Raw genomic sequence first — 23,704 nt, 5'->3', positions numbered from 1 at the left:
CATGGAACGCCTTGTTTCCATAGGGAGTGTCTATCGACCGCGTATGCTCGCGGTATGCAGTTGCAACAGCTCCAGTACTTCGTGGCCGTCGCCGAGACCCGGCACTTCACCCGGGCCGCCGAGGTGGTCCACGTGGCGCAGCCCTCGCTGTCGCAGCAGATCAAGGCCCTGGAGCGCGAGCTGGGCGCGGACCTGTTCCTGCGGGCGCGCGGGAACATCACCCTCACCGACGCCGGCGAGGCGCTGCTGCCGCTGGCCCGGCGCATCCTGGCGGACGCGGACACCGCACGGCACGAGGTGCTGGAGCTGGCACAGTTGCGCCGCGGGCGGGTCAGGCTGGGCGCCACCCCGAGCCTGTGCACCGGTCTCCTCCCGGACGTGCTGCGCGCGTTCCACGACCGCTATCCCGGCATCCGGCTGCTGATCGAGGAGAGCGGCTCGCACGACCTGGTGCGGGAGCTGGCGCGCGGCGCGCTGGACCTCGCGCTGGTGGTGCTGCCGCTGCCCACCGCGTCACCGGCGCTGACCACGGTGGAGCTGCTGCGGGAGGATCTGGTGGTGGTGTCGTCCCCGGAGTCGCCCCGGCCGGGCGGCGGGCGCCGCGCCGTGCGCATCACCGACCTGGAGGGCGAGCGCCTGGTGATGTTCCGGCACGGCTACGACCTGCGGGAGCTGACCGTGGCCGCGTGCCGCTCGGCCGGGTTCGAGCCGGATTTCGCCGTGGAGGGCGGGGAGATGGACGCGGTGCTGGGCTTCGTGCGGGCCGGGCTCGGCATGGCGGTCGTGCCGCGGATGGTGGCCGCCCGCTCGGGGCGCGGACTGCGGGTGACCCCGCTGGCCCGGCCCGGCCTGTACCGCACCATCGCCCTGGCCCACCGCAGCGACGTGGCTCCGCCGAGGGCCGCACGGGAGCTGCAGCGGATGCTGCTGGAGCGGTGAGGCGGTCCGGGGGTCAGAGCACGGCGGGCCTGAGGACCTCCTCGCACCAGCGGCGGAAGCCGGTGGGCGCGGTGTCGGGGGTGCTGGGCTCGGCCGCGCCGTAGAAGCCCTGGGCGCTCATCGCGGCGGCCATGTCGGCCAGCCCCTGGGCGCCCGCCGCGCCGGCCCCGAACCGCAGGGCGGACGCCCGGTACGCCTCCGGGGTGGTCTCCCGTACCCGGACCGGACGGCCCAGCACCTCGGACAGGATCTCCGCCATGCCCGCGGGGGTCAGGGCGTCGGGGCCGACCAGCGGGACGTCGGCGCGGCCGGTCCAGGAGTCGTCCAGCAGCAGACGGGCGGCCGTGGCGGCGATGTCCGCGGTGGCACAGGTCCGCAGGACCCGGTCCGCGGGGTACGCCACGCGGAACTCGCCGGTCTCGCGCAGGGCGGCCGCCTGCCCGAGCAGGTTCTCCATCAGGAAGGGCGGGCACAGGGCGCGGTAGTGCACGCCGGTGGCCGCGATCCGGTCGTCCATGGCGAGCGAGGCGGAGATCGGTCCGGCGTCCTTGGCCACGCCGCGCCCCAGGCTGGAGACGGCGACGACCCGGGTGACGCCCTGCCGCGCGATCACGTCGCACAGCGGCAGCGTGAAGTCGCGGAAGTGGCCCTCGACGCTGTCGGCGCCGGGCGCGGGCGGCACCAGCCAGAACACCTGGCCGGCCCCCTCGCAGGCCGCGCCCAGGACCGCGGGGTCGGCGTGCGAGCCCTGGAACACCTCGGCCCGTGCGCGGGCCCGGGCGCCGAGCCGGCCGGGGTCGCGGGCGACGACGCGCAGGGCGGTCCCGTCGTCGCGGGTGTCGAGGGCGTCCAGGACGCGGTCGAGGACCTGCCGGCCGATGCCGCCGGTCGGGGTGGTGATGACGATCACGAGCACAACTCCGGTTCAGGGAAGGGCAGGAGAGGAGGTGTGCGCCGGGGCGGGAAGCCCGTTCCGTCCACTTCCCGGCGCTCTCCCATCCTGTGCGCGGGCCGGGCGGAACTGAAGGATCGATCGGGTCCGGGTTGTTACCCTCAAGGCAATACCGGGCCGTGTCCGAGGCCGGAGGGAGACGGAGCATGGAGTCGCGTCCCCTGCGCTACTTCGTGGCGGTCGCCGAGGAGCTGAACTTCGCGCGCGCCGCCGAGCGGCTGGGCATCTCCCCGCCGCCCCTGTCCAGGGCGATCCGCCGCCTGGAGGCCGAGCTGGGTGTCACGCTGTTCGAGCGGACCACCCACAGTGTCACCCGGACCCCGGCCGGGGACGTCCTGCTCGCCGAGGCCCGCGTCGCACTGGACGCCCTGGAGGCCGCCGGGCGGCGGGCCAGGCGGGCGGCGGAGGAGCCGAAGCTGGTGCTGGCCGTGAAGGCCGACGGGGACGCGGGGCTGCTGGAGCCGATCCTGGCGCGCTACGTGGGTGAGCCCGGGTCCGTACCGGTCGCCGTCCGGCTGTGCGGGTGGCAGGAGCAGCCGGGGCTGCTGCGCGGCGGCGAGGCGGACGTCGCCCTGGTCCACGCGCCGTTCGACGGGACCGGCCTGGACACGGAGACACTGGCCGCAGAACCGCGCGTCGCCGTCCTCCCCGCGGACCATCCGCTCGCCGCCCGCGACCGGCTGGAGCTGGCCGACCTCGGCCTGGACGCCGGCAGCGTGGAGCGGCACATCGACGAGGCCCGGCGCGGCCACGGCGACCTGGCCCAGGTCCTCACGGCCGTCTCCCTGGGGAAGGCCGTCACCCTGCTCCCCGCCTCGGTGACCGCCCGCTACCCCCGACCGGGCATCGCCTACCGCCCGGTCCTGGACGCCCCGCCGGTCGTCCTCTCCCTGGCCTGGCCCCGGCACTCCCGCTCGACGGCCACCGCGGCCCTGGTCCGCGCGGCGACGGAGGCCGCCGAGGCCGCCCGTACCGGAGCATGAGCAGAACACACCCGTACCCGGTCGCGAACCCGAACCACGCGCCCCGTACCCGGTCGCGAACCCGAACCACGCGCCCCGTACCCGGTCGCGAACCCGGACCACGCGCCCCGGGAACGTGAGCCGAACACCGGCCCAGCTCACCCCGCCCGGCCGTGAAGTCCGCTGCCGCAAGCCGCACCCGCACCCGGGCCGGACCACCACCCGTCGCCGACGCTCCCCCGGCCGGCACCCCCGCCCGACGGCCACCACAGCCAGCCTTCGTCCGCGCGGGGACGGAGGCCGCCGCGGGATCCCCTTCCCGGGCACGGGCCCGAGCCGCGGCGGCAAGGCGTGTGCCGAGTCGGCCGTAGGGGCCCCGGGCGGGGCGGCGGGTCCGGTTCAGCCCGTGGCGTCCACCAGGGCCAGTTCGTGCAGGCGCTCCGGCGGGCCCGGGCGGGCGTAGTACCAGCCCTGGGCCGTGTCGCAGCCCAGTATGCGCAGTTGCTCGGCCTGCGCCCCGGTCTCCACGCCCTCCACGGTGACCGCGAGGTCGAGGCTGTGGGCCAGGGCGACGATGCCCTCGACGATCTTCAGGTCGACGGGGTCCGCCGGGAACTGCTGCATGCTCTGCGTGAACGAGCGGTCCAGCTTGAGGACGCTCACCGGCAGCCGGCGCAGGTTGGCGAGGTTGGAGTAGCCGGTGCCGAAGTCGTCCAGGGCGATGTCCACACCCATCTCGGCCAGCCGGCGCAGCGGTTTGAGCAGGTCGTCGTCGGCCCCGATCAGCGCCGACTCGGTCACCTCCAGGCACAGCGCGTCGGGCGCGACCCCGGCCCGCTCCAGGATGTCCACGGTGTCCTGGACCAGGCCGGGATGGGTGAGCTGGCAGGGCGAGAGATTGACGTTGATGCGCAGCGGTCCCGCGGCGCCGCCCTCGCCGTACCGCTCGCGCCACAGGCGGGCCTGGCGTACGGACTGTTCCAGGACCCAGCGGCCCAACGGCACGATCAGGCCGGTGTGTTCGGCCAGCGGGATGAACCGGTCGGGGCCGAGCACCCCGTGCTGCGGGTGCAGCCAGCGCACCAGCGCCTCGGCGCCGCGCACACTGCCGTCGCCGAGGTGGACCAGCGGCTGGTACTCGATGAAGAACTCACCGCGTTCCAGGGCCGCGGGCAACGCCGTGGTCAGCCCGTGCCGGGTGATGACACGGGCGTCGGCCTCGGGGTCGGCCAGCTCGAAGCGGTTGCCGCCCGCCGACTTGGCCCGGTACATGGTGATGTCGGCGCTGCGCAGCACCTCGGCCGGGCTGCGCTCGCCCGCCGGGCCCTCGACGACGCCGATGCTGCCGCGCACGGTCAGTTCACGCCCGTCGACGCTGACCGGGGCGAGCAGCGCGTTCATGATGCGCGCGGCCAGTTCGTCGACCCCGTGCCGGGTGTCGGGGCCGGTGGTCAGCGCCACGAACTCGTCGCCGCCGAGCCTCGCGACCATCTCCCCGGGCGCGGTGGCGCAGGCCTGGAGCCGGTCGGCGACCTCCACGAGCAGCCGGTCGCCGGCCGCGTGGCCGAGGCTGTCGTTGACGGTCTTGAAGCCGTCGAGGTCCAGGTAGCACAGGCCGAAGCGCTGGCCCGGGCCCGCGCTCAGGGCCTTCTCCAGGCGTTCGAAGAAGAAGCTGCGGTTGGGCAGGCCGGTGAGCGCGTCGTGCGTGGCCTCGTAGCGCAGCCGGAGGTTGAGCAGCCGCCGCTCGGTGGTGTCCTCCATCAGCGCGAGCTGGTACTGCGGGGTGCCGTCCGCGTCGCGCAGCAGGGAGACGGTGAGGTTGGTCCACAGGACGGTGCCGTCGGGCCGGTAGAAGGCCTTCTCCACGTGGTAGTGCTCGCGCTCGCCGCGCACCAGTTCGTCGTAGAGCCGCCAGGTCTGCGGCGCGTCGTCGGGATGCGTCCACTCCGTCGCCCGGCGTCCGCCGAGCGTGGGGCCCGCCACGCCGAACATGCGCATCAACGCCTCGTTGACCTGGAGGACGTTGCCGTCCAGGTCGGCGATGCCGATGCCTATGGCCGCGCCCTCGAAGACCGCGCGGAAGCGGGCCTCGCTGGCGTGCAGCGCCTCGGCGACCACGCCCTGCGCCTTCAGCGCCGCCTGGGCGATGGCCTCCTGCTCGGCGAGCGTGCGGGCGCGCAGTGCCCCGGCGAACCCGGCCGCCATCGCGTGCTGGAGCCGGGCCGAACGGGCCCGCAGGTCCTCCGGGTCTCCGTCCTCGCCGCAGTAGAGCACCAGGTAGGCGTCGACGCAGTCCAGCGTCCGGGAGAGCGCCTCGGGGTCGGTGCAGTGCGCGTCGACGAGGGCGGCGCCGACCGCCCTGGCCTCGGCCGCGTCGAAGCCGCGGGCACGCAGCACCCCGCTCAGCCGGCGGGCCAGCGGCAGCAGTTGCGCCTCGAACTCGGGCCGTGTGGACGACGTGGAGGTCACCGGGAACACCGCCCGGCTCCAGATCGTCGCGAACCGGCGCAGTCTGTCCTCCGGCCCGTCCGGCTCCGCGCTCACGCCGTACGCCCCACGCCGGCGAACCCGGAGAACGCGTACGGGTCCTCGTCCTCGGGCTCCCCCTCCGGCCTCCAGCGCGGCATCGGGACCAGTCCGGGCTCCACCATGTCGTACCCCTCGAAGAACCGCTCGATGTGCTCGCGCGAACGCATGATCAGCGGATTGCGGATGTTCTTGTACACGTCCACCGCGCCCCCGGCCCGTTCGGCGGGCAGCGGGATGTTCTCGTACGAGGCGTGCGTGAGGACGAGCAGGCTGCCGGGGGCGAGCGCGTCGCGCAGCTCGGCCACCGCCGTGTACGGGTCGTCCTCGTCTGCCACGAAGTGCAGTATGGCAACCAGCAGCAGGGCGACCGGTCGATTCAGGTCGATCAGCCGCTCCACCTGGGGACTGCCCAGGATCTCGGCCGGCTTGAGGAGGTCGCCGGCCACGACGTCCGCGTCGTCGTGGCCCGCCAGGACGGCCTCGCTGTGCGCGACCGCCACCGGGTCGTGGTCGACGTACACCACGCGGGCGCCCGGGCGGCAGCGTCCGGCCACCTCGTGGACGTTGCCGAAGGTGGGGATGCCGGAGCCGATGTCCAGGAACTGGTCGATGCCCTCGTCGGCCGCGAAGCGGACGGCCCGGCGCATGAACGCCCGGTTGGCCTGCATGATCTTGGGGAGTCCCGGCATGAACTCCATGGCCCTGCGGGCCGCTTCCCGGTCGACCTCGAAGTTGTGCGAACCGCCCAGGTAGAAGTCGTAGATCCGGGACACGCTGGGCACCGAGATGTCGATGCTGCGAGGGGCCCAGGCGGGACGCTCCATCTAGCTCTCCAAGGCATAGGCGATCCGGTGTTCGAGCTGAGGCTACTGATCGCCCGCCAAAGGGGCGAGTCCAAACGGAAATTGACCGTCCGTTCCCGGTCACTGCCGCGGGCACGTGCCGTGGGCGAAGGCATGCCAAAGCGCACGAACGGGGCCGTCCCCTCCACCTGGGCAGGGAGGGGACGGCCCGCTGGTCGTGCGCCGGAGGGCGGGTGGGGGGAGGCGGGGCGGGAGGCGGGGGCGGCAGGCGGGGCTACTTCTTCGGCGCGCCGACCGGTTTGCCGTCGGGCTTGACGGCGTACCACGTGCCGCCCACGCCCTGGCCGTTGGTGTCACCGGGCTTCTTGTCGCCGGCGAAGGTGTAGATCGGCCAGCAGTCGACCGTCTGCTGGGCGGCGCCGTCGGGCCGGGTGAAGCTCATCAGCCCCTTCTTCTCCACGCCCTCGGTGTCGTTCGCCCGGACGGGCGCCACGACCGGCCACTTCTCCAGGCAGGCGCCCGTGCAGGCCGACACGGGTTTCGGCCAGGCCTCGTCCTTCAGGAAGCGGTAGACGGTCATGCCATTCCCGTCGACGACGATCTCCCCGAGTTTCGGGTCTTCGCGGGTGGACAGCCCGGCGGCGGGCTCGGCCTTGGCCTTCTTGCCGTCGGCGGCCAGCGCGTACCACTTCTTGCCGACGCCCTGGCCCTTGACGTCCCCGGCGGCGGTGTCCTTGGCGTAGCGGTACGCGGGCCAGCCGCCGATCGTGAGCTGCTTGGTGCCGTCGGGGCGGGTCACCTCGCCGAGCAGGTCCTCGTCGATGCCCTCGCCCGCGATGGCGTCGTTCGCGGCCACCGGCGGCCAGGCGGTGGCGCAGTCGTTCTCGCAGGTGGTCTTGGGCGGCTTGGCGGTGTCGGCGTCGAAGCGGTAGAGGGTGCGGCCCGCTCCGTCGGTCACCAGCGCGCCGATCTCGGCGTTCGGCGAGACGGACAGCTTGCCCGCGGGTTCCGGCGCGTTCCCCGGCGCCCCTCCGGCGCCGGTACCGGCTCCGGCGCTGGTGCCGGTGCCCGTGCCGAGGTCGCCGACGTCGCCGGGCGCGGCCGTCGCGCCCACATTCTGGCTGGTGCCGGCGGCGCCGCCGTCCTGACCGCACGCCGTCGTCAGCGCCAGCACCGCCGCGGCGCCCGCCACGAGTGAGGCGCTCCGCCAGGAGGTCTTCATCGTCAATCCCCGATCGTCACGAAGGTGTTGGGGGCCCTTCCGGCCGCCGCACGACCCTGGGTACGCACGGGGAAGCCCGTTGTGTTCAACGGGGCGCGGGTCTTCTTTCCGTACGCCACCGGCGGGTGGCCGCTCGTACGGGTTTCCGAGGTCCGGCCAGAGCCGGTCCGGCGCCGCCAAACCCCTGGTGGGGGGCGTGTCCCTCCTTTGGGTCAATCGGTGGGCACTCGGACGTGGGACGGTGCGCCAGGCTTCATGATCTGCGTCGTGCATGGACCCGAACCGACCCGATCCGCCGCCGCCGGACGGGTGTTGGCCCTGGTGACGCTGACGTTCACCCTCGTCGGCATACCGGCCGGACCGGCGCAGGCCGACGCCTGCGCGTACGCCTCGACCGGGCCGGGCGGCACCACCGCGGTGGCGGTCGCCGGGAGCCCGTCCTGGCCCACCTTCCCGCCGTGCCCCCGGCCCACCCCGACGCCCACGCCCACCCCCACCCCGACTCCGCCCCCGCCCGAGCCCCCTCCCCCGCCGTCGCCGTCGCCGTCGCGGAAGCCTCCCCCGCCCGCTCCGCCGGCGCCGAAGCCCGAACCGCCGCCCCCGGCACCGCGCCCGGTGCCGCCCCGGCCCACGCCGACCCCGGTCCCGACGCCCCGGCCTCCCGCGCCGGTCCGGCCGGAGGCGCCCGCGCCCACTCCGTCGGTCACGCCGACGCCCACGCCCAGCCCGTCGCTGCGCCCCGTGCACTATCCGCGCCACCGCGCCGCCCGGCCGCCGCAGCGGTCCACCCGCGGGGCCACGTCGCCGCTCGTCTTCGTCCTGCTCATCACGGTGCCCGCGGTGGTCGCCGTCGCCGCGCTCCGTGCGCGCTGATTCCTGGAGGCCCCTCTTGCCGGAATGGCTTGTTCTCACCCTCGCGATGCTGGCCGCCTGTGCCGTGGTGGTCGTCGTCACCCTCCTGCGGCACCGCACGGCGTCCGACGACGAGGACATCACCGAGACCCCGGACGTCATCGAGTACATGACGATGTGGATCGGCGTGGTGTACGCCATCGTCCTCGGCCTGGCCATCGCCGGGGTCTGGGAGGCGCGCAGCGCCGCCGAGGCCGACGTGCAGACGGAGGCCGTCGCGCTGCACGAGATCTCGGAGCGGGCCCGGGTCTATCCGCCCGAGGTCCGCGACCGCATCCGGGAGGATGTCAACGCCTATGTCGGACACGTCGTCACCACCGAGTGGAAGGCCATGGCCGAGCACGGCGAGGTGACGGAGCGCGGCACCGAACTGCTCGGCCGGGTCCGCGCGGACGTCACCGACTACGAGCCGAAGTCGGACTTCGAGGCGCAGGCGTACCAGCCCCTCGTCGACCAGGTGACCATCGTGGACCAGGCCCGCAACTCCCGGGCGCAGTCGACCGGGGCGACGATGCCGGGGGTGGTGTGGTTCGGGCTCATCGCCGGGGCCGTGATCACCATCGGGATGGTCTTCGCCCTGCAGATCCGGCGCACGCCGCGCGAGCTGGTCCTCGCGGGGCTGTTCTCCGCGCTGATCGCCTTCCTGCTCTTCCTGATCTGGGACTTCGACGCGCCCTTCAGCAGGGGCGTCTCGGCGTCGACGGACCCGTTCCTGAGTCTCTTCCCGGGGGCCGGTGACTGACCGGGAGCACTGCCACGCCGCCGGGGACGGCGACGGCCGACGCGCCGTCACCGTCCCCTGAGCGGCCCACACGCTTGCCCCATTCGCGCGACTGCGATCGCGGTGACGTGCACGGCTTCCTAGCGTTTCGGACATCGAGGTGCATTCCTGGCGCGAGCGGAACAGGTCCGCCGCTGCTCCTCGGGACCCGGAGGATTCACCATGCGCGCGATACCCGTCGCCTCGGTCGCACTGCTGGGCGCCGCCGCACTGTCCGCCTGTGTGCCGGCCGGCGCCGTGGGCTCGAACACGTTCGGCTTCACCGTCTCCCCCGCCACCGTGGCACCGGGCGGCGAGGTCACGCTGGCGGTGGGCCGTACCGCCGCCGGCTGCCACGGGCGGGTCACGGTCACCTCGCCGGTGTTCGACACGGTCACCATCCCCCGGGACGAGTCGTCCGCGACGGCCCGGGTCGACCGGGACGCCCGGCGCGGGGCGGTCTACCAGGTGACGTTCGCCTGCCGGGACAAGACCGGCACCGCGCAGCTGACCATCGCCGGCGGCGGTTCGCACCACCCGTCCGACGGGCCCTGGCAGTCCAAGGGCGTGCACGCCGGGGAGGGCGGCACCGTCGCCGGGTTCGACCTCAAGCAGATCGGTCTGGGCGCGGCCCTCATCGCGGGGGCGGTGGGCACGGCGTACCACCTCTCGCGCCGCCGTTCCGGCGCGGACGGCGCCTGAGCCGTCCGCGGCGCGCGCAGCACGTCGCCCCGGATCCCCACCGGATCCGGGGCGACGTGCTGCGCGCGTCCTCCGCCGTGCGGTCAGATCCGCCGCTCGGACCGGCGGCGCATCCAGAACAGACCGCCGCCGGCGACGGCCGCGGCGACGAGCCCGCCGCCGATGGCGATGTCGGTCGAGGTCGCTCCGCTGGAGCTGCTGCCGCCCAGGCCGCCGCGGACACCCCCGATGACGGTGAAGGCCGCGGGCCGGGTCAGCCGCCGGCCCGAGCAGTTGACGGTGATGTCGTAGGAGCCCGGCCGGGCGTCCTCCTTGATGGTGGCGGTGCCCCTGGACGTCTCGTTGGCTCCCCTGACCGGCGTCAGGTGGGTGGTCCGGAAGGCGTCCGAGGTCATCGTGCCGCCCTGGGGGCAGCCGTCGACCGTGACGGTCATCTGGCCGCCGCGGGCGATCACGCTGGGCAGGGCGACGATGTTGCTCGGCTGGTTGTGGTCCCCTCCGGCGGTGGCCGCGGGGGCGGCCAGACCGAGGACAGCGACCGCGGCGCCGGCTGCCGCGAGGGCACGAGTGTTGCGCATGTGATCCTCCGCGGAAGACGCCCCGGGTCCCGTCCCCGGTCGATCGGCGAGAAAGCGCCTCCCAGAAAGACCCTCAGTTGACCTGCGCGCAGCCGCATTTCGGGAATGGTCCGTCCTGGTGAGAGGGGTGCCGGGCGGGAACCGCGCCGGTGGATATCGCCGCAGGTCACGCACCGTCAGGAAAACTCCGCCGCCCGCCTCCCGGATGGCGCACGGAAGGAGGCGGCCACCACCCGTTCGCCGCCGCCCCGTCGCCGGTCCCCCGCACGCCGCTTAGCGTGCTCGTATGCGCGGATGATCCGGCGACGGCCGGACCGAGAGGGGAAGGCGAATGTACGACTCCGAGTTGGCCGAAGAGGAGGAGCGGCGGAGGAAGCGCGCTCCCTGGGGCGTGATAGCGCTTGTTCTGCTGACCGGTCTCGCGCTCATCCGCAACGGCTCGGGGGAGTTCGACGTGGGCCCGCCCCAGCCGGCGTCGGCCGCCGCCGCCCCGGACACCCGCGCGGCCCCGGGCGACGCCGCCGCCCCCGGCGTCGCCCCGCTGCCGTACTCGGTGCCCGACCGGGTCTCCATCCCCGCCATCCAGGTCGACGCGCCGGTCATGGGCGTCGGTCTGGACGCGGACGGCTGGGTCGACGCGCCCCCGCCCGAGGACCCGAACCTGGCCGGCTGGTTCACCGGCGCCGTCTCCCCGGGGGAGAAGGGCACCGCGGTCGTGGTCGGCCACGTCGACAACCAGCAGGGCCCCGCGGTCTTCTACGGGCTCGGCGCCCTGAAGAAGGGGAACAAGGTGGAGATCCACCGCCAGGACGGAAAGACCGCGGTCTTCGAGATCTACGGCATCGAGGTGTTCGAGAAGGACAACTTCCCGGGCGACCGGGTCTACGGCTCGAAGGGCACCCCGGAACTGCGGGTCATCACCTGCGGCGGCGGATTCACCAAGCAGAACGGCTACGACGGGAACGTCGTCGCCTTCGCCCGCCTGGCCGAGGTCCGCTGAGCGTGCCCCGGCCCGGCGGGCGCGGCGGTGGTCAGATCAGGCGCCGGCGGGGAATCGTGAGGTGGTATCCGGAGTCGAGCAGCCGGGGCAGGTAGCGCCGCAGGGCGCGGACACTCTGCGAACGGTTTCCCCCGGCGTCGTGCGAGAGCACCACGACGCCGGGGGCCGCGCCTTCCTCGACCCGGTCGACGATGGTGCCGGTGCCGGGTGTCGTCCAGTCGAGGGTGTCCACGGTCCAGGCGAGCGGCTCCATGCCGAGTTCCGCGCCGAGCTGGAAGGTGGTGCGGTTCCAGGCTCCGTAGGGGGCCCGGAACCAGCGGGGCGCCTCGCCGTAGGCCTTCTCGACGACCTCGCTGGTGCGCTCCATCTCGGAGCGGATGCGGCGCCGGGTGAGTGTGGTCAGCTGCGGGTGGGACCAGGTGTGGTTGCCGACGACGTGCCCCTCGTCGTACATCCGGGCTAGCAGGTCGCGGTTGTAGTCGGCCATCTCCCCGCACACGAAGAACGTCGCGTGCACCTCGTACTTCGCGAGGGTGTCCAGGATTGCGGGGGTGTACTCGGGGTGGGGACCGTCGTCGAAGGTGAGCAGCATGGTGCGGCCCCGGCCCGACATGCGCAGGATCGGTTCGCTGCGCACCGGGGGCTGGCGCGGGGCGGCACGCGGTGCCCCGTATCCGGTCAGGGGCTGGAGGCGGTAGGCGGAGGGCTTGAGCGGGCTGCGCTGCGGGGGGCCGGGGGCGGGGGCGGGCGGCCGGGCGGGGCCGTTTCCCAGCCCCAGGGCGAGGGCGCCGCCGGCGCCGGCCGCACCCAGGGCCGCGACGCCGGTGAGCAGGGTGCGGCGGGTGAACAACTGATCCTTCTCCATGACTCATCAGTCGCCCGGCGAGGGTGCGCCGCACCTGAGCAACACCGGTGCGGCGGCACGGAACCACCCGCCCGGCTCAAGATCACGAGGGTCTCCGATAGCCTCACCGCGTGACGGAACAGCACTCCCATCGGTTCGAACGCGGCACGGACGGGCCCAAGGTCATCGTCGCCGGCGTGGACGGCTCCGACTCCTCGCTGCGGGCCGCCGCCTACGCCGGCGGGCTGGCCAGGAGGCAGGGCGCGCTCCTCGCGGTGGTGTACGTGCAGCCGGTGCTGGCCGGGGGTGCGACGCTCGGGGCGTCGGTGGCGGAGACGACCGACGAGATCGCCGAGGAACTGGTGGCGCAGATCCGGGAGGCGACCGAGCGGGTGAAGGGGATATTCGACGTCCGCTGGGAGTTCCACACGTTCCGCGGCGACCCGTACAGCGGGCTGGTGCGGACGGCCGACGAGCTGAAGGCGGACGCGGTCGTGGTGGGCGCCTCCGAGCAGGCCGGCCACCGGTTCGTCGGCTCGGTGGCGGTGCGGCTGGTGAAGTCGGGACGCTGGCCGGTGACGGTGGTGCCGTAGCGGGTACCGGGCCGTCGCCCCTCGCGGATCCTGTGTGCGTCCTGGGTCCGTTGTGCATCGTGCCTTCCGCGGCGGGCACGGGTGAGTCATCATGATCCACCGTCAGCCGTTTGCCGATCACGAAGAGGTGTGGTGCATGGCCGGGTTCCGCATGGGTGAGGGTGTTCTCCGCCGCAAACCCATCGAGCACATCGAGGAGACGGAGAGCGGTGGCGGCCTGGTCCGCTCGCTGGGACTGTGGCAGCTCACCGCGATCGGCGTGGGCGGCATCATCGGGGCCGGCATCTTCACGCTGGCCGGCACGGTCGCCAACGGCACGGCGGGGCCCGCGGTCCTCGTCTCCTTCCTCATCGCCGGTGTCGCGAGCGCGGCGGCGGCCCTGTCGTACGCCGAGTTCGCCGGGCTGATCCCGAAGGCGGGCTCCGCCTACACCTACGGCTACGCGGTCCTGGGCGAGCTGGTGGGGTGGTTCATCGGCTGGGACCTGCTCCTGGAGTACACGGCGATCGTGGCGGTGGTCGCGATCGGCATCTCGGGCTACTTCAGCTTCCTGGTCGGCGAGATGGGCGCCGACCTGCCGAACTGGATGCTGGGCGCGCCGGGCACCGGGGACGGTCACCGGGTCGACCTGTTCGCGGCCCTGCTGTGCCTGCTGATCGCGTACCTGCTGACGCTGGGCATCAGGAACGCCGCCCGCTTCGAGATGTTCGTGGTCGTGCTGAAGGTGCTGGTGGTGCTGGTGGTGATCGGGGTCGGCGTCTTCCACGTGAAGACCTCGAACTACCACCCGTTCTTCCCGTTCGGGGTCGGCGGGGCGTTCACCGGTGCGGCGACGGTGTTCTTCGCGGTCTTCGGCTACGACGCCATGTCGACGGCGGCCGAGGAGTCGAAGGACGCCCAGCGGCACATGCCGAAGGCGATCATCTACTCGCTGGTCATCTCCATGGTGCTGTACGTGGGGGCCTGCCTGGTGCTGACCGGCATGCAGAACTACAAGGAGATCGACCCGGAGAGCGGCTTCTCGACGGCGTTCAAGTCGGTGGGGCTCGGCTCGCTGGCCGACATCATCGCGGTGGGCGCCATCATCGGCATCCTCACGGTGATGTTCACGTTCATGCTCGGTGTGACCCGCGTGTGGTTCTCCATGTCGCGCGACGGCCTGCTGCCCAAGTGGTTCGCGAAGACGCACCCGACGCGGCACGTGCCGACCCGGGTCACCTGGATCGTCGGGGTCGCCTCCGCCGTGATCGCCGGCTTCCTGCCGATCGGCGAGGCGGCGGAGCTGACCAACATCGGCATCCTGCTGGCGTTCGTGGTGGTGTGCGCGGCGGTGATCGTGCTGCGCTACCGGCAGCCGGACCTGCCGCGCACCTTCCGCACCCCGTGGATGCCGTTCGTGCCGGCGCTGGGCATCGTCTTCTCGATCTGGCTGATCACGTTCCTGCAGTGGCAGACCTGGGTGCGGTTCGCCGTGTGGTTCGTGGTCGGTCTGGTGATCTACTTCGCGTACTCGTACCGCAGGTCGGAGCTGGCCGGCCGTTAGAGGGCGGCCAGGAATCCGGCGACGAGCGCGTTGAAGACGTCCGGCCGCTCCATGTTCGGGTAGTGCGCGGTGTCCTCGACGGTGACCGTACGTCCGTGGGGGACGCCGCGCACGAGCCGGTCGGCCATGCGCAGGTGGTCCTCGCTGTCGACGCCGCCGCGCACGGCGAGCACCGGTACGCCGATGCCCGCGAGCCGCTCCCAGGTGTCGCGGACCGGGATCCTGTGGTCGGGCTCACCGGCGGTGTGCTTGCGGATGGTGCCGAGGGCCATGTCGCGCTGACGGCGCAGCAGGGCGGGGTCGACGTCGTCCGCCGTGCGGTGCGGGCCGGGCACGAAGCGCAGGAACGCCTCCACCCAGGCGTCCACGTCGCCGGCGGCCAGGGCCCGGTTCCAGTCGGCCAGCACCGAGGTGGTCCACGGGTCCTGGAAGTCGGGCTCGCTGGTCCCGGCCCCGGACACGATCAGCGCGCGGACCAGGCCGGGATGCTCCAGGGCCGTGTCGACGGCGACGCCGCCGCCCATCGAGAGGCCAGCCAGGACCGCGGAGTCGATGCCGAGGTGTCCCAGCAGGGCGGCGACGTCGTCGGCCGGCCGGAAGGGGCGGGTCGCGTTGGCGGAGGCGCCGTGGCCGCGCGCGTCGGGGACGACGACCCGGTGGGTCGCCGCGAGGGCGCTCACCTGGTCGTCCCACATGCGGTGGTCGAGGAACCCGCCGTGCAGCAGCACCAGCGCCGGTCCCGAGCCGGTGTCGCGGTAGGCGAGGTCGCCGTCGGGGGTGGTGAGAAAACGGAGATCCGCAGCAGCAGTCATGACAACCAGGGTGTCATCCTGCTCCCACTTTGACAACCTGGATGTCATACTGAGGGGGTGACGGACCTTGATCCCCCGCTCCCGCCCGACGAACTCGCCCGCCGCCTCACCCAGGTGTACGACCTGGTCGGCCCGGTCTACCGGCGCGCGCAGCGCCTCGTGGAGCAGGGCCTGGCGCCCGAGGGGCTCTCCGTGGGCGTCCGCGCCGTGCTGGCCCTGCTCCACCGCAACGGCCCGATGACCGTGCCGCAGATGGGCCGGGCACAGGCGATCAGCCGCCAGTTCGTGCAGCGGATGGTCAACGACGCGGCCGCCCGGGGCCTGGTGGAGAGCGTCCCCAACCCCGCGCACCGGCGGTCGTCGCTGATCCGGCTCACGGACTCGGGCCGCACGGCGGTCACCGCCGTGCTCGACCGGGAGAACGTGCTCCTGGGCCAGGTCGGCGGCGGCCTGACGGACTCCGACCTCACCACCTGCCTGCGCGTGCTCGGTGCCATGCTGACCGCCCTCGACGACGTGGACGTCGGCTGACGCACACCCCCGCTCCCCCACGCGTCCGCCGCCCGGCTACTCGCCCATCACCAGCCCGTCCTCGGCGGCGCCCCGGCCGAGCACCACGTCGCGGATGCGGTCGCGCACGCCCCGCAGCTCGGCGCCCTTCTCCAGCGCGCGGTTGAGGTTCACCACCCGGCCGGCATCGACGTCGAACACCTGCGGCACGAACTCCGCCCTGGTGACCTTCCAGCGCTCACCGGCCCGGTCCGGCGGGGCGAAGGTGAAGCGGCCGATGGTCGACTGGTTGCCGCGCGGGTCGCGCACACCCTCGTCGTTGACCATCTCGCCCGCGATCTGGTCGCCCATGCCGTAGACCACCCAGGTGCCGTTGACCTTCTCGTAGGCCTGCGGGACGTGGGCGTGGGTGCCGAGGACGAGGTCGATGTCGGGGCGGTCGCCGGTGCGGGCGGCGGTCAGACTCCGGGCCAGCGCCGTCTGCTCCTGGTCGGGGGTGTCCTGCCACTCGGTGCCCCAGTGCATCGACACGACGACGACGTCGGCGCCGGCCCGCCGCGCGGCCCGGGCGTCCGCGACGACGCGCGCCTCGTCGATCAGGTTCACCGCCCAGGGCTGCCCGTCGGGGAGGGGGTGGCCGTTGGTGTGAAGGGTGTAGGCGAGGTGGGCCACGTGGGCCCGGCCCGCGCGCAGGACCGTCGTCGTGTCCGCCTCGCCCTCGGTGCGTGCGGTCCCGGCGTGCCGTACACCGGCGCGGTCGAGCGCGTCCAGGGTGCGGCGGATGCCGTCCGCCCCGTCGTCCGCGCTGTGGTTGGAGGCGGTGGAGCACCCGTCGTAGCCGGTGGCGGCCAGCGCCTTCGCCACCTCGGGCGGGGACTTGAAGAGCGGGTAGCCGCTGTAGTCGCCGTTCGCGCCGTAGACGGTCTCCATGTGGCACAGGGCCAGGTCGGCCGCCGAGACGACGGACCGGGCCCCGGCGAGCATGGGCCGGAAGTCGTAACCGGTGCCGCCCGCGTCGAAGCGGGCCCGCTCGATGATCGAGTCGTGCGGGAGCACGTCCCCGGAGGCGACCAGGGTGAAGGAGCCTTCGGCCGCGGCGGGCGGGGCCGGCGCCGGGGGTTTCGGCGGTTCGTGGTCGCGGGCCTGACAGGCCGCGCCCGCGGCGAGGAGAGCGGTCAGGGCCAGGGCCACCTGCCGACTGCGTGTGATCATCCGTTCACTCCGCTGGGTCGCACACACCGATGAAAAGTCACATTTACGTATGAACAGGTAAAGAGTGACGGCCCGTCACGGGCGGCTTCGACACGCCCATTAGCCCGTCCGGCGTGCTCCCGCGGGGTGTGCACCACCCCCGCCGACCGTTCGTCGAACCGTTCGTCGACGCGATCGACCGTCCGCCGCACACCCGTGCGCGCGCCCTGTCCCCGTCCGGCCCCCTGCGATGCCATACGGCCATGACGGCCGGAATCACCCTCACGGACACAGCGAACGGCACGACGACCGCCGAGCACGAGCTCGCCGCACTGCAGCGCGAGCACGGCCGGCCGCTCTTCGCACTGCTGCTGCGGCTCAGCGACGGCGACCGGCAACGCGCCGAGGACCTCGTGCAGGAGACCCTGGTGCGCGCCTGGCAGCACCCCGAGGCCCTGCGCGCCGACGACTTCGACTCCGTACGGCCCTGGCTGCTGACCGTGGCCCGGCGGCTCGCGATCGACGCGCGCCGGGCCCGACAGGCCCGCCCCGCGGAGGTCGGCGACGCCGTGCTGGAGAACGCACGGGTCTGCGCGGACCACGCCGAACGGGCCGCCGCCGCCCTCGACGTGCGCGAGGCTGTGAAGACACTCACTCCGGAGCACCGTGACGTCCTGGTGCTGGTGTACTTCCAGGGGGCGAGTGTGGCGGAAGCGGCGGCGGCCCTCGGCATCCCACCCGGTACCGTGAAGTCCCGTGCCTACTACGCGCTGCGCGCCATGCGCAGGGTGCTACCGGGATACGCCGCCGACCTGCGGTGAAACCGACCCTTTGGTCAAGCCTCCGTAAAGCGCCTTGCCCAGGACCCCGGTTGAGCAGTCGGCTGTCCTCATCCGTGTTCCGGACGGGGGTCCACGACCCGGTCGGGCGACGCGCACGCACCGGAGGAAGGCAGGAAGGGATGCTGCACAGAGGTCACGAGAGCACGGACGGCACCGGCGGGGGCGAACTGAGCGTTCCCATGGCGTGGTTGTACGCCGAGTACATCGCCGACGAGCTGCTGCGGACCGGCGACCTGATGCCGCCGACGTCCTTCGAGTTCCGCGCCGGACGCGACGCGCTGGCGCTCACCGTCTTCCTGTCCGACACGGACGGCGAACTGAGCGGCATCCGCGTCGTCACCCACCTGGAGACCTGGCTGTCCCTGACGGCCTACGACCAGCCGTGGCACGAGTGGGTGCACGGGCGGCTGGCCGAGGTCACGGCCGACGCGGTGGCCGCCGGACGCCACTCGCCGGACCTGGAGCTGGCCCGGGCGGCCTGGCGCTGGCTCCAGGACACCGAGTTGCTGGCCCCCGACCTGAACGCGGTCCCCGGCGGCGCGGCGGTGGGCGGCGAGGACGAGGGACCGAAGGTGTGGACGCCGGCCTGGCAGCTCGGGCTGCCGCTCGGGCACCTCGCCATCCACCTGTTCTAGCCGTCCCGCCGACCGCCCGGAGGGCCCGCGGCCCTTGTCCGGGGACGGACCCGGCGGCGTCCCGGACGCCTTGGTTGCGATTCGATCGCGGCTTGAGTGATTCGGCGGTCGGGCGCGTACGGGTGGGAGCACGGAGTAACCCCACCCGCACCCAACGGTACGAGGATTCGGCATGAGGTCCCTGGAAAGGCACGGCGACGTCGGCGCCTACGCGCTGGGTGTGCTGGAGGAGGCGGAGGCGTTCCGCTTCGAGGACCACCTCATGGAGTGCCCCCGGTGCGCCGCCCAGGTGACCGAATTCGGCCCCGCCACCCGCCAGTTGATGCTGTACCGGAAGGCCACCCCGCGCGTCGTCCACCCCCTGGCCGGGCCGGGACCGCGCCTGCTCGACCGGCTGCTGTCCGAGGTGGCCACCCGTCACCGGGCCGGCCGCAGGCGGGTGCTGTACGCCGTGGCCGCCGCCGTCGTGTGCGCCGTGGCCGGGCCCGGCGCCGTGCTGTACGCGAGCCAGGGCGAGCGGACGGCGCCGCTCACCGCGACCGACGCCCGGTCCGGGGTGTGGGCGCGGGTCACGGCCGAGGACGAGACCTGGGGCACGGGCGTGCGACTCGAGGTCCGGGACGGGACAGGCCCCCGCTCCTGCCGGCTCGTGGCCGTCGGCCGCGACGGCTCCGAGCAGACCGTCACCAGCTGGACGGTCCCGGGGCACGGGGACCGGTCGCACACCGTGCGCGGCGGGGCCGCCCTGCACCCGGACGAGATCGACCGCTACGAGGTGCGGACGGCGGACGGCGGACGCCTGGTGACGCTGCCGGCCGGGTGAGCGCGGGGCCGCCCCTCACTTCAGCAGGCGGGACATCCTGCGGTCCGCCAGCGGTTTGCCGCCGGTCTGGCAGGTCGGGCAGTACTGGAGCGAGGAGTCGCTGAAGGAGACCTCGCGGACGGTGTCGCCGCACACCGGACAGGGCTCCCCGGCGCGCCCGTGGACCCGCATCCCGCTCTTCTTCTCGGCCTTCAGCTTCCCGGCGGCGAGGCCCCGGGAGCGTTCCACCGCCTGGATGAGCGTGTCGCGCAGGGCCGCGTACAGGCGCGCGGCCTCCTCGTCGGTGAGGGAGGCGGCCAGTTTGAACGGGGACATCCTCGCGGCGTGCAGGATCTCGTCGCTGTACGCGTTGCCCACGCCCGCGATCAGGCTCTGGTCGCGCAGGGCGCCCTTGAGCTGCCGCCGCTCACCGCCGAGGAGCGCGGCCAGGCGCGCCTCGTCGAAGTCGTCGGCCAGCGGGTCCGGACCGAGCCGGGCCACGCCGGGCACCTCCTGCGGGTCGGACACGACGTACACCGCGAGCCGCTTCTGCGTGCCGGCCTCGGTCAGGTCGAAGCCCGCGCCGGTCTCCAGGGCGGCCCGCAGCGCGAGCGGCCCCTTGCCGGGCCTGGGCATGCCGCTGGGCAGGCTGTCCTTCCACTGCAGCCAGCCGGCCCGGGCCAGATGGGTCACCAGGTGCGGGCCGCCCGCGGTCTCCACGTCGAGGAACTTGCCGTGGCGGTGCACGGCGGCCACCCGGTGGCCCTCCAGCGCCGTGAGCGGGGGGTCGTACGTCTTCAGGACACTGATCGCCACGGGCAGGACCCGGACGATCTCGCGGCCGGTGAGGTGCTCGGTCAGGAAGTCGCGGAGCGCCTCGACCTCGGGCAGTTCTGGCATACGTCCAGAGTGCCACCGGCCGGCGGCGGGGCCAGTGGGGTCAGCCCGCGGCGTGCGCCACCACGAACTCCGCCCACACGACCTTGCCGCCGCCGCGTGCCTCCACGCCCCACTGGTCGGCGAGCGTGTCGACCAGGAGCAGGCCCCGCCCGGAGACCCCGTCGTCCCCGGCCTCGCGGCGGCGCGGCAGGGCGCTGGAGGAGTCCTCGACCTCGACCCGCAGTCGCCGGTCGGTCCCGGTGAGCAGCCGCAGGGTGACGACGGCGGAGCCCTCGGTGTGCATGAGGGCGTTGGTCATCAGCTCGTCGGCGACCAGCTCGATCTCGTCGCTCTGGCCCCTGGCCCCCCAGGAGCGGACCGCGGCGCGGATCATGTGCCGGGCCTCGGTGAGTCCCTCCGGGTCGCCCGGCGAGACGTGCTGCTGGACCCGGCCGAAGGTCCTCGGGGCGCCCGGGCCGTGGCGGCGCAGCAGGAGCAGGGCGACGTCGTCGTCGCCGCGGCGCTCGTCGGCCACGTCGATGAGCCGGTCGGCCAGGTCCCGCACGTCCTTCGGCCCGGAGCTGATCAGCGCCGTGAGCACCTCCAAGCCCTCGTCGAGGTCGGCGCCGGGCTGCTCGACCAGGCCGTCGGTGCACAGCAGCAGGGTGCTGCCCGGGTCCAGCTCCAGGGTGGCGACCGGGTAGGCGAGCCGCCCGAACTCGGCGGACAGGCCGAGCGGCAGCCCGCCCTCGACCCGGACGAGCCGGCAGGTGCCGTCGCCGAAGCGCAGCAGCGGGTCGATGTGACCGGCGCGGACCACCTGCACCACTCCGGTGCCCAGGTCGGCCTCGGCGTACAGGCAGGTCGCGAAGCGGTCGGTGTCCAGCTCGTGCAGGAAGACGGAGGCCCGTGCCATCACCGTGGCCGGCGGGTGGCCCTCGGCGGCGTAGGCGCGCAGCACGATGCGGAGCTGGCCCATGACGGCGGCGGCGTGCGTGTCGTGGCCCTGGACGTCGCCGATGACGGCGCCGACGCGGCCGCCGGGCAGCGGGATCAGGTCGTACCAGTCGCCGCCGATGTCCCGGGCGAGGCCGCCGCCGATGGAGGCCGCGCGGTAGCGGACGGCGACGTCGCAGCCGGGCACGGTGGGGATGGTGCGCGGCAGCATGGCCTGCTGGAGGCCCTCGGCGAGGTCCATCTCCTGCTCGTAGAGCATGGCCCGCTGCAGGCTCTGCGCGATGCCGCTGCCGAGCGCGACCAGGACGTTGCGGTCCTCGGGCGAGAAGCCGTACCGGTCGCTGTAGAGGAGCCCGATGGCGCCGATCGGGCGGGCCTGGGCGATCAGCGGAAGGTAGGCGGCCGAGGTGATGTCGAGGTGGGTGATGCCCGCCCACAGTTCGGGGTAGCGCGCGGCGAACTCCTCCGGCGACTCGATGAAGCGGGGGCTGAGCGTCCGTACGGCCTCGCTCATCGGGTAGGGCTCGTCGATCCGGGTGATCCGGGTGCCGGGGACGAAGCTGTTCTCGGGGCCGTCGGCGACCAGCCGGATGCGGCCGGCCTCGACCAGCCCCATCACCAGGCTGGTGGCGCCCAGCCGGGTGAGGCCGTGGGTGTCGCGCAGCACGTCGATGACGTCGTCCACGGTGCGGGCGTGCGCGAGGGCGGCCGTGGCGAGCTGGACGACGTTGGTGAGCCGCCGGCGGGCCTCGTCCAGCGCGTCCTGCTCGCGGTTGCCCGCGATGTCCGCGATCTCCTGGGTGGCGTCGCGGACGACGCCGATGATCCGGCGGGGGCGGCCCGTCTCGTCGCGGCGGATGTAGCCCTGGGTGTGCGTCCAGCGCAGCGTGCCGTCGCGGCGGCGCAGCCGGAAGTAGGTGCCGTAGTTCTCGCTGCCGTCCTTCATGGCCTGGGCGACGATGGTGTCGATGCGGCGGCTCTCCGCCGTCGGCACCCTCAGCGACAGCGACTCGGGGCGCCCGTCGAACTCCTCCGGGCGCAGGTCGAGCACCTCGTGGGCCTGGGCGTCCATGTGGAACAGACCGGCGTCCAGGTCCCAGTCGAAGCTGCCCATGCGGTTGAGCGCCAGGATCGGGTCCGGGTGGGCGGGCCAGTCGTCCGGGAGTGACGGGGCGCTCGCTCCCCGATCAGACATGGACCCCACCTTGCCAGGATTTGTCGGAATCTTCGAGTCCTGGTCCACCGGACAGCGCAGAGGGAGCAACGGCACGCCGGGGCGGGTACCCGGAGCCGGTACGAGAGGAGTCCGGCCGTGGAGTGGTTCACCGCACCCGACTACTGGCTGAGCCGGCTGGTCTTCCAGCGGGCCCTGGCCGTCGTGTACCTGGTCGCGTTCCTGACGGCGGTGCTGCAGTTCCGGGCGCTGCTCGGCGAGCGCGGTCTGACGCCGGTGCCCCGCTTCGTCGAGCGGGTGCCGTTCCGGCGGGCGCCGAGCCTGTTCCAGTGGCGCTACTCGGACCGGTTCTTCGCGGGCTGCGCCTGGGCGGGCTGCGCGGTGTCGGCGGCGCTGGCGGCGGGCGCCGACTCGCTGCTGCCGCTGTGGGGCGCGATGCTGCTGTGGCTGGTGCCGTGGGCGCTGTACCTCTCGATCGTCAACGTCGGACAGACCTGGTACGCGTTCGGCTGGGAGTCGCTGCTGCTGGAGACCGGCTTCGTCGCCGTGTTCCTGGGCAACGAGGAGGTGGCCCCGCCGGTCGTGGTGCTGTTCCTGCTGCGCTGGCTGCTGTTCCGGGTGGAGTTCGGGGCGGGACTGATCAAGATGCGGGGCGACGCGTGCTGGCGGAAGCTGACCTGCCTGGACCACCACCACGAGACCCAGCCGATGCCGGGCCCGCTGAGCTGGTTCTTCCACCACCTGCCCCGGCCGCTGCACCGCGTCGAGGTCGCCGCGAACCACGTCACCCAGTTGGTCGTGCCGTTCCTCCTGTTCGCCCCGCACCCCGTGTCGACGGCCGCCGCCGCCCTGATGATCGCGACCCAGCTCTGGCTGGTGCTCTCGGGCAACTTCTCCTGGCTCAACTGGATCACCGTCGTGCTGGCCCTGTCGGTGGTCCGCCTCCCGGCGGATCACCCGTCCGTGGCCGGCCCGCCGCTCTGGTACGAGGCCGTGGTCCTGGCGGTGGCGGCGCTACTGGTGTTCCTGAGCCACCGGCCGGTGCGCAACATGGTCTCCCGCCGCCAGGTGATGAACCGCTCCTTCGACTCCCTCCACCTCGTGAACACCTACGGCGCCTTCGGCTCGGTGAGCCGGGTCCGCTACGAGGTGGTGGTCGAGGGCACCGCCGACGAGGTGGCCCGCGAGGACGGGGACTGGCGGGCCTACGAGTTCAAGGGCAAACCCGGTGACCCGCACCGCTGGCCGCGCCAGTTCGCGCCGTACCACCTGCGACTGGACTGGCTGATGTGGTTCGCCGCGCTGTCGCCCTCGTACGCCGGACCGTGGTTCGCCACGTTCGTCGAGCGGCTGCTGGAGAACGACCGCGCCACGCTGCGGCTGCTGCGCCGCTCCCCGTTCCCGCCCGACGCGCCGCCCCGCTTCGTGCGCGCCCGGCTGTTCCGCTACCGGTACACGACCTGGCGCGAGCTGCGGGAGACGGGCGCGTGCTGGGAGCGGACGTACGTGCGGGAGTACCTGCCGCCGACCCGGCTCACCGCTTCCGGGTGAGCCGGGCGGGCC

The 23,704-nt window shown here is 73.4% G+C and carries 23 protein-coding genes; 13 read left to right on the top strand and 10 right to left on the bottom strand.

From position 1 onward, the window contains the following. Positions 1-54 precede the first annotated feature (54 nt). Complete coding sequence (locus Sdi02f_RS03250) at positions 55-939, top strand: LysR family transcriptional regulator (protein ID WP_030399421.1); 885 nt, start codon at positions 55-57, stop codon at positions 937-939. Positions 940-952: 13 nt separating this feature from the next. On the opposite strand, the gene Sdi02f_RS03245 is transcribed toward Sdi02f_RS03250, so the two are convergent. Next, on the bottom strand, positions 953-1,849 hold the full coding sequence (locus tag Sdi02f_RS03245) for an NAD(P)H-binding protein (protein ID WP_030399420.1): 897 nt from the start codon (positions 1,847-1,849) through the stop codon (positions 953-955). A 188-nt stretch (positions 1,850-2,037) separates the two neighbouring features. Between Sdi02f_RS03245 and Sdi02f_RS03240 the strand changes: the two genes are divergently transcribed. Further along, positions 2,038-2,874 carry a LysR family transcriptional regulator gene (locus Sdi02f_RS03240; protein ID WP_053638710.1) on the top strand — a complete coding sequence of 279 codons (837 nt, stop codon included), beginning with the start codon at positions 2,038-2,040 and terminating at the stop codon, positions 2,872-2,874. 378 nt (positions 2,875-3,252) lie between these two features. Here Sdi02f_RS03240 and rmdA read toward each other — a convergent pair whose 3' ends face one another. From rmdA to Sdi02f_RS03225, 3 genes are all read right to left on the bottom strand, one after another. Then, positions 3,253-5,397 (bottom strand): cyclic Di-GMP phosphodiesterase RmdA, encoded by a 2,145-nt coding sequence (gene rmdA, locus Sdi02f_RS03235; RefSeq protein ID WP_053638709.1) that lies wholly within the window; start codon positions 5,395-5,397, stop codon positions 3,253-3,255. Continuing rightward, complete coding sequence (locus tag Sdi02f_RS03230) at positions 5,394-6,206, bottom strand: SAM-dependent methyltransferase (protein WP_030399417.1); 813 nt, start codon at positions 6,204-6,206, stop codon at positions 5,394-5,396. The genes rmdA and Sdi02f_RS03230 overlap by 4 nt, the downstream gene beginning before the upstream one ends. Positions 6,207-6,459: 253 nt before the next feature. Then, complete coding sequence (locus Sdi02f_RS03225; protein ID WP_031185935.1) at positions 6,460-7,407, bottom strand: SCO0930 family lipoprotein; 948 nt, start codon at positions 7,405-7,407, stop codon at positions 6,460-6,462. 267 nt (positions 7,408-7,674) lie between these two features. Between Sdi02f_RS03225 and Sdi02f_RS03220 the strand changes: the two genes are divergently transcribed. The 3 genes from Sdi02f_RS03220 to Sdi02f_RS03210 all read left to right on the top strand — a co-directional run bounded on the left by Sdi02f_RS03220 (position 7,675) and on the right by Sdi02f_RS03210 (position 9,781). After that, entirely contained in the window at positions 7,675-8,280 is a 606-nt protein-coding gene (locus Sdi02f_RS03220; protein ID WP_108932916.1) for a hypothetical protein, read from the top strand. Positions 8,281-8,296: 16 nt separating this feature from the next. Continuing rightward, complete coding sequence (locus Sdi02f_RS03215) at positions 8,297-9,061, top strand: bestrophin-like domain (RefSeq protein WP_107049818.1); 765 nt, start codon at positions 8,297-8,299, stop codon at positions 9,059-9,061. 201 nt (positions 9,062-9,262) lie between these two features. Beyond that, entirely contained in the window at positions 9,263-9,781 is a 519-nt protein-coding gene (locus Sdi02f_RS03210) for a hypothetical protein (RefSeq protein WP_030404721.1), read from the top strand. An 83-nt stretch (positions 9,782-9,864) separates the two neighbouring features. Here the strand turns inward: Sdi02f_RS03210 and Sdi02f_RS03205 are convergent, their stop codons facing one another. Continuing rightward, the gene (locus Sdi02f_RS03205; RefSeq protein ID WP_030404722.1) at positions 9,865-10,359 is read right to left on the bottom strand and encodes a hypothetical protein; all 495 of its coding nucleotides are present in this window, start codon (positions 10,357-10,359) and stop codon (positions 9,865-9,867) included. A gap of 331 nt (positions 10,360-10,690) precedes the next feature. On the opposite strand from Sdi02f_RS03205, the gene Sdi02f_RS03200 reads away from it, so the two are divergent. Continuing rightward, positions 10,691-11,359 (top strand): class F sortase, encoded by a 669-nt coding sequence (locus Sdi02f_RS03200; RefSeq protein ID WP_030404723.1) that lies wholly within the window; start codon positions 10,691-10,693, stop codon positions 11,357-11,359. A 31-nt stretch (positions 11,360-11,390) separates the two neighbouring features. Here the strand turns inward: Sdi02f_RS03200 and Sdi02f_RS03195 are convergent, their stop codons facing one another. Beyond that, positions 11,391-12,224 (bottom strand): polysaccharide deacetylase family protein, encoded by an 834-nt coding sequence (locus Sdi02f_RS03195; protein ID WP_053638505.1) that lies wholly within the window; start codon positions 12,222-12,224, stop codon positions 11,391-11,393. 110 nt (positions 12,225-12,334) lie between these two features. Here Sdi02f_RS03195 and Sdi02f_RS03190 point away from each other — a divergent pair, with 110 nt between their 5' ends. Both Sdi02f_RS03190 and Sdi02f_RS03185 read left to right on the top strand, forming a co-directional pair. After that, positions 12,335-12,796, top strand: coding sequence for a universal stress protein (locus tag Sdi02f_RS03190; RefSeq protein WP_030404725.1), 462 nt, complete (start codon positions 12,335-12,337; stop codon positions 12,794-12,796). Positions 12,797-12,932: 136 nt separating this feature from the next. Then, on the top strand, positions 12,933-14,339 hold the full coding sequence (locus Sdi02f_RS03185) for an amino acid permease (RefSeq protein WP_030404726.1): 1,407 nt from the start codon (positions 12,933-12,935) through the stop codon (positions 14,337-14,339). Here Sdi02f_RS03185 and Sdi02f_RS03180 read toward each other — a convergent pair. Continuing rightward, positions 14,336-15,151 (bottom strand): alpha/beta fold hydrolase, encoded by an 816-nt coding sequence (locus tag Sdi02f_RS03180; RefSeq protein ID WP_053638504.1) that lies wholly within the window; start codon positions 15,149-15,151, stop codon positions 14,336-14,338. The genes Sdi02f_RS03185 and Sdi02f_RS03180 overlap by 4 nt on opposite strands. 57 nt (positions 15,152-15,208) lie before the next feature. Between Sdi02f_RS03180 and Sdi02f_RS03175 the strand changes: the two genes are divergently transcribed. After that, a complete protein-coding gene (locus Sdi02f_RS03175; RefSeq protein WP_053638503.1) occupies positions 15,209-15,682 on the top strand; it encodes a MarR family winged helix-turn-helix transcriptional regulator in 474 nt (157 codons plus the stop codon). A gap of 36 nt (positions 15,683-15,718) precedes the next feature. On the opposite strand, the gene Sdi02f_RS03170 is transcribed toward Sdi02f_RS03175, so the two are convergent. Next, entirely contained in the window at positions 15,719-16,873 is a 1,155-nt protein-coding gene (locus Sdi02f_RS03170) for a CapA family protein (protein ID WP_053638502.1), read from the bottom strand. 242 nt (positions 16,874-17,115) lie between these two features. Here Sdi02f_RS03170 and Sdi02f_RS03165 point away from each other — a divergent pair, with 242 nt between their 5' ends. The 3 genes from Sdi02f_RS03165 (at position 17,116) to Sdi02f_RS03155 (ending at position 19,152) form a co-directional block, all read left to right on the top strand. Beyond that, a complete protein-coding gene (locus tag Sdi02f_RS03165; protein ID WP_030404730.1) occupies positions 17,116-17,673 on the top strand; it encodes a sigma-70 family RNA polymerase sigma factor in 558 nt (185 codons plus the stop codon). 140 nt (positions 17,674-17,813) lie between these two features. Beyond that, positions 17,814-18,329: a hypothetical protein gene (locus Sdi02f_RS03160; protein ID WP_030404731.1), complete on the top strand. Its 516-nt coding sequence runs from the start codon at positions 17,814-17,816 to the stop codon at positions 18,327-18,329. 172 nt (positions 18,330-18,501) lie between these two features. Next, entirely contained in the window at positions 18,502-19,152 is a 651-nt protein-coding gene (locus Sdi02f_RS03155) for a zf-HC2 domain-containing protein (protein ID WP_030404732.1), read from the top strand. 15 nt (positions 19,153-19,167) lie between these two features. On the opposite strand, the gene Sdi02f_RS03150 is transcribed toward Sdi02f_RS03155, so the two are convergent. After that, positions 19,168-20,031, bottom strand: coding sequence for an Fpg/Nei family DNA glycosylase (locus tag Sdi02f_RS03150; protein WP_053638501.1), 864 nt, complete (start codon positions 20,029-20,031; stop codon positions 19,168-19,170). 40 nt (positions 20,032-20,071) lie between these two features. Continuing rightward, entirely contained in the window at positions 20,072-22,162 is a 2,091-nt protein-coding gene (locus Sdi02f_RS03145; RefSeq protein ID WP_053638500.1) for a SpoIIE family protein phosphatase, read from the bottom strand. 117 nt (positions 22,163-22,279) lie between these two features. Between Sdi02f_RS03145 and Sdi02f_RS03140 the strand changes: the two genes are divergently transcribed. Further along, on the top strand, positions 22,280-23,692 hold the full coding sequence (locus Sdi02f_RS03140; protein WP_053638499.1) for a lipase maturation factor family protein: 1,413 nt from the start codon (positions 22,280-22,282) through the stop codon (positions 23,690-23,692). The last annotated feature ends 12 nt before the right edge of the window (positions 23,693-23,704 follow it).

It is taken from the genome of Streptomyces ardesiacus (assembly GCF_003112575.1).
Lineage (GTDB): Bacteria > Actinomycetota > Actinomycetes > Streptomycetales > Streptomycetaceae > Streptomyces > Streptomyces ardesiacus.
Note: the sequence above shows the minus strand (reverse complement) of the source record. Positions and strands in the feature narration are given on the sequence as shown.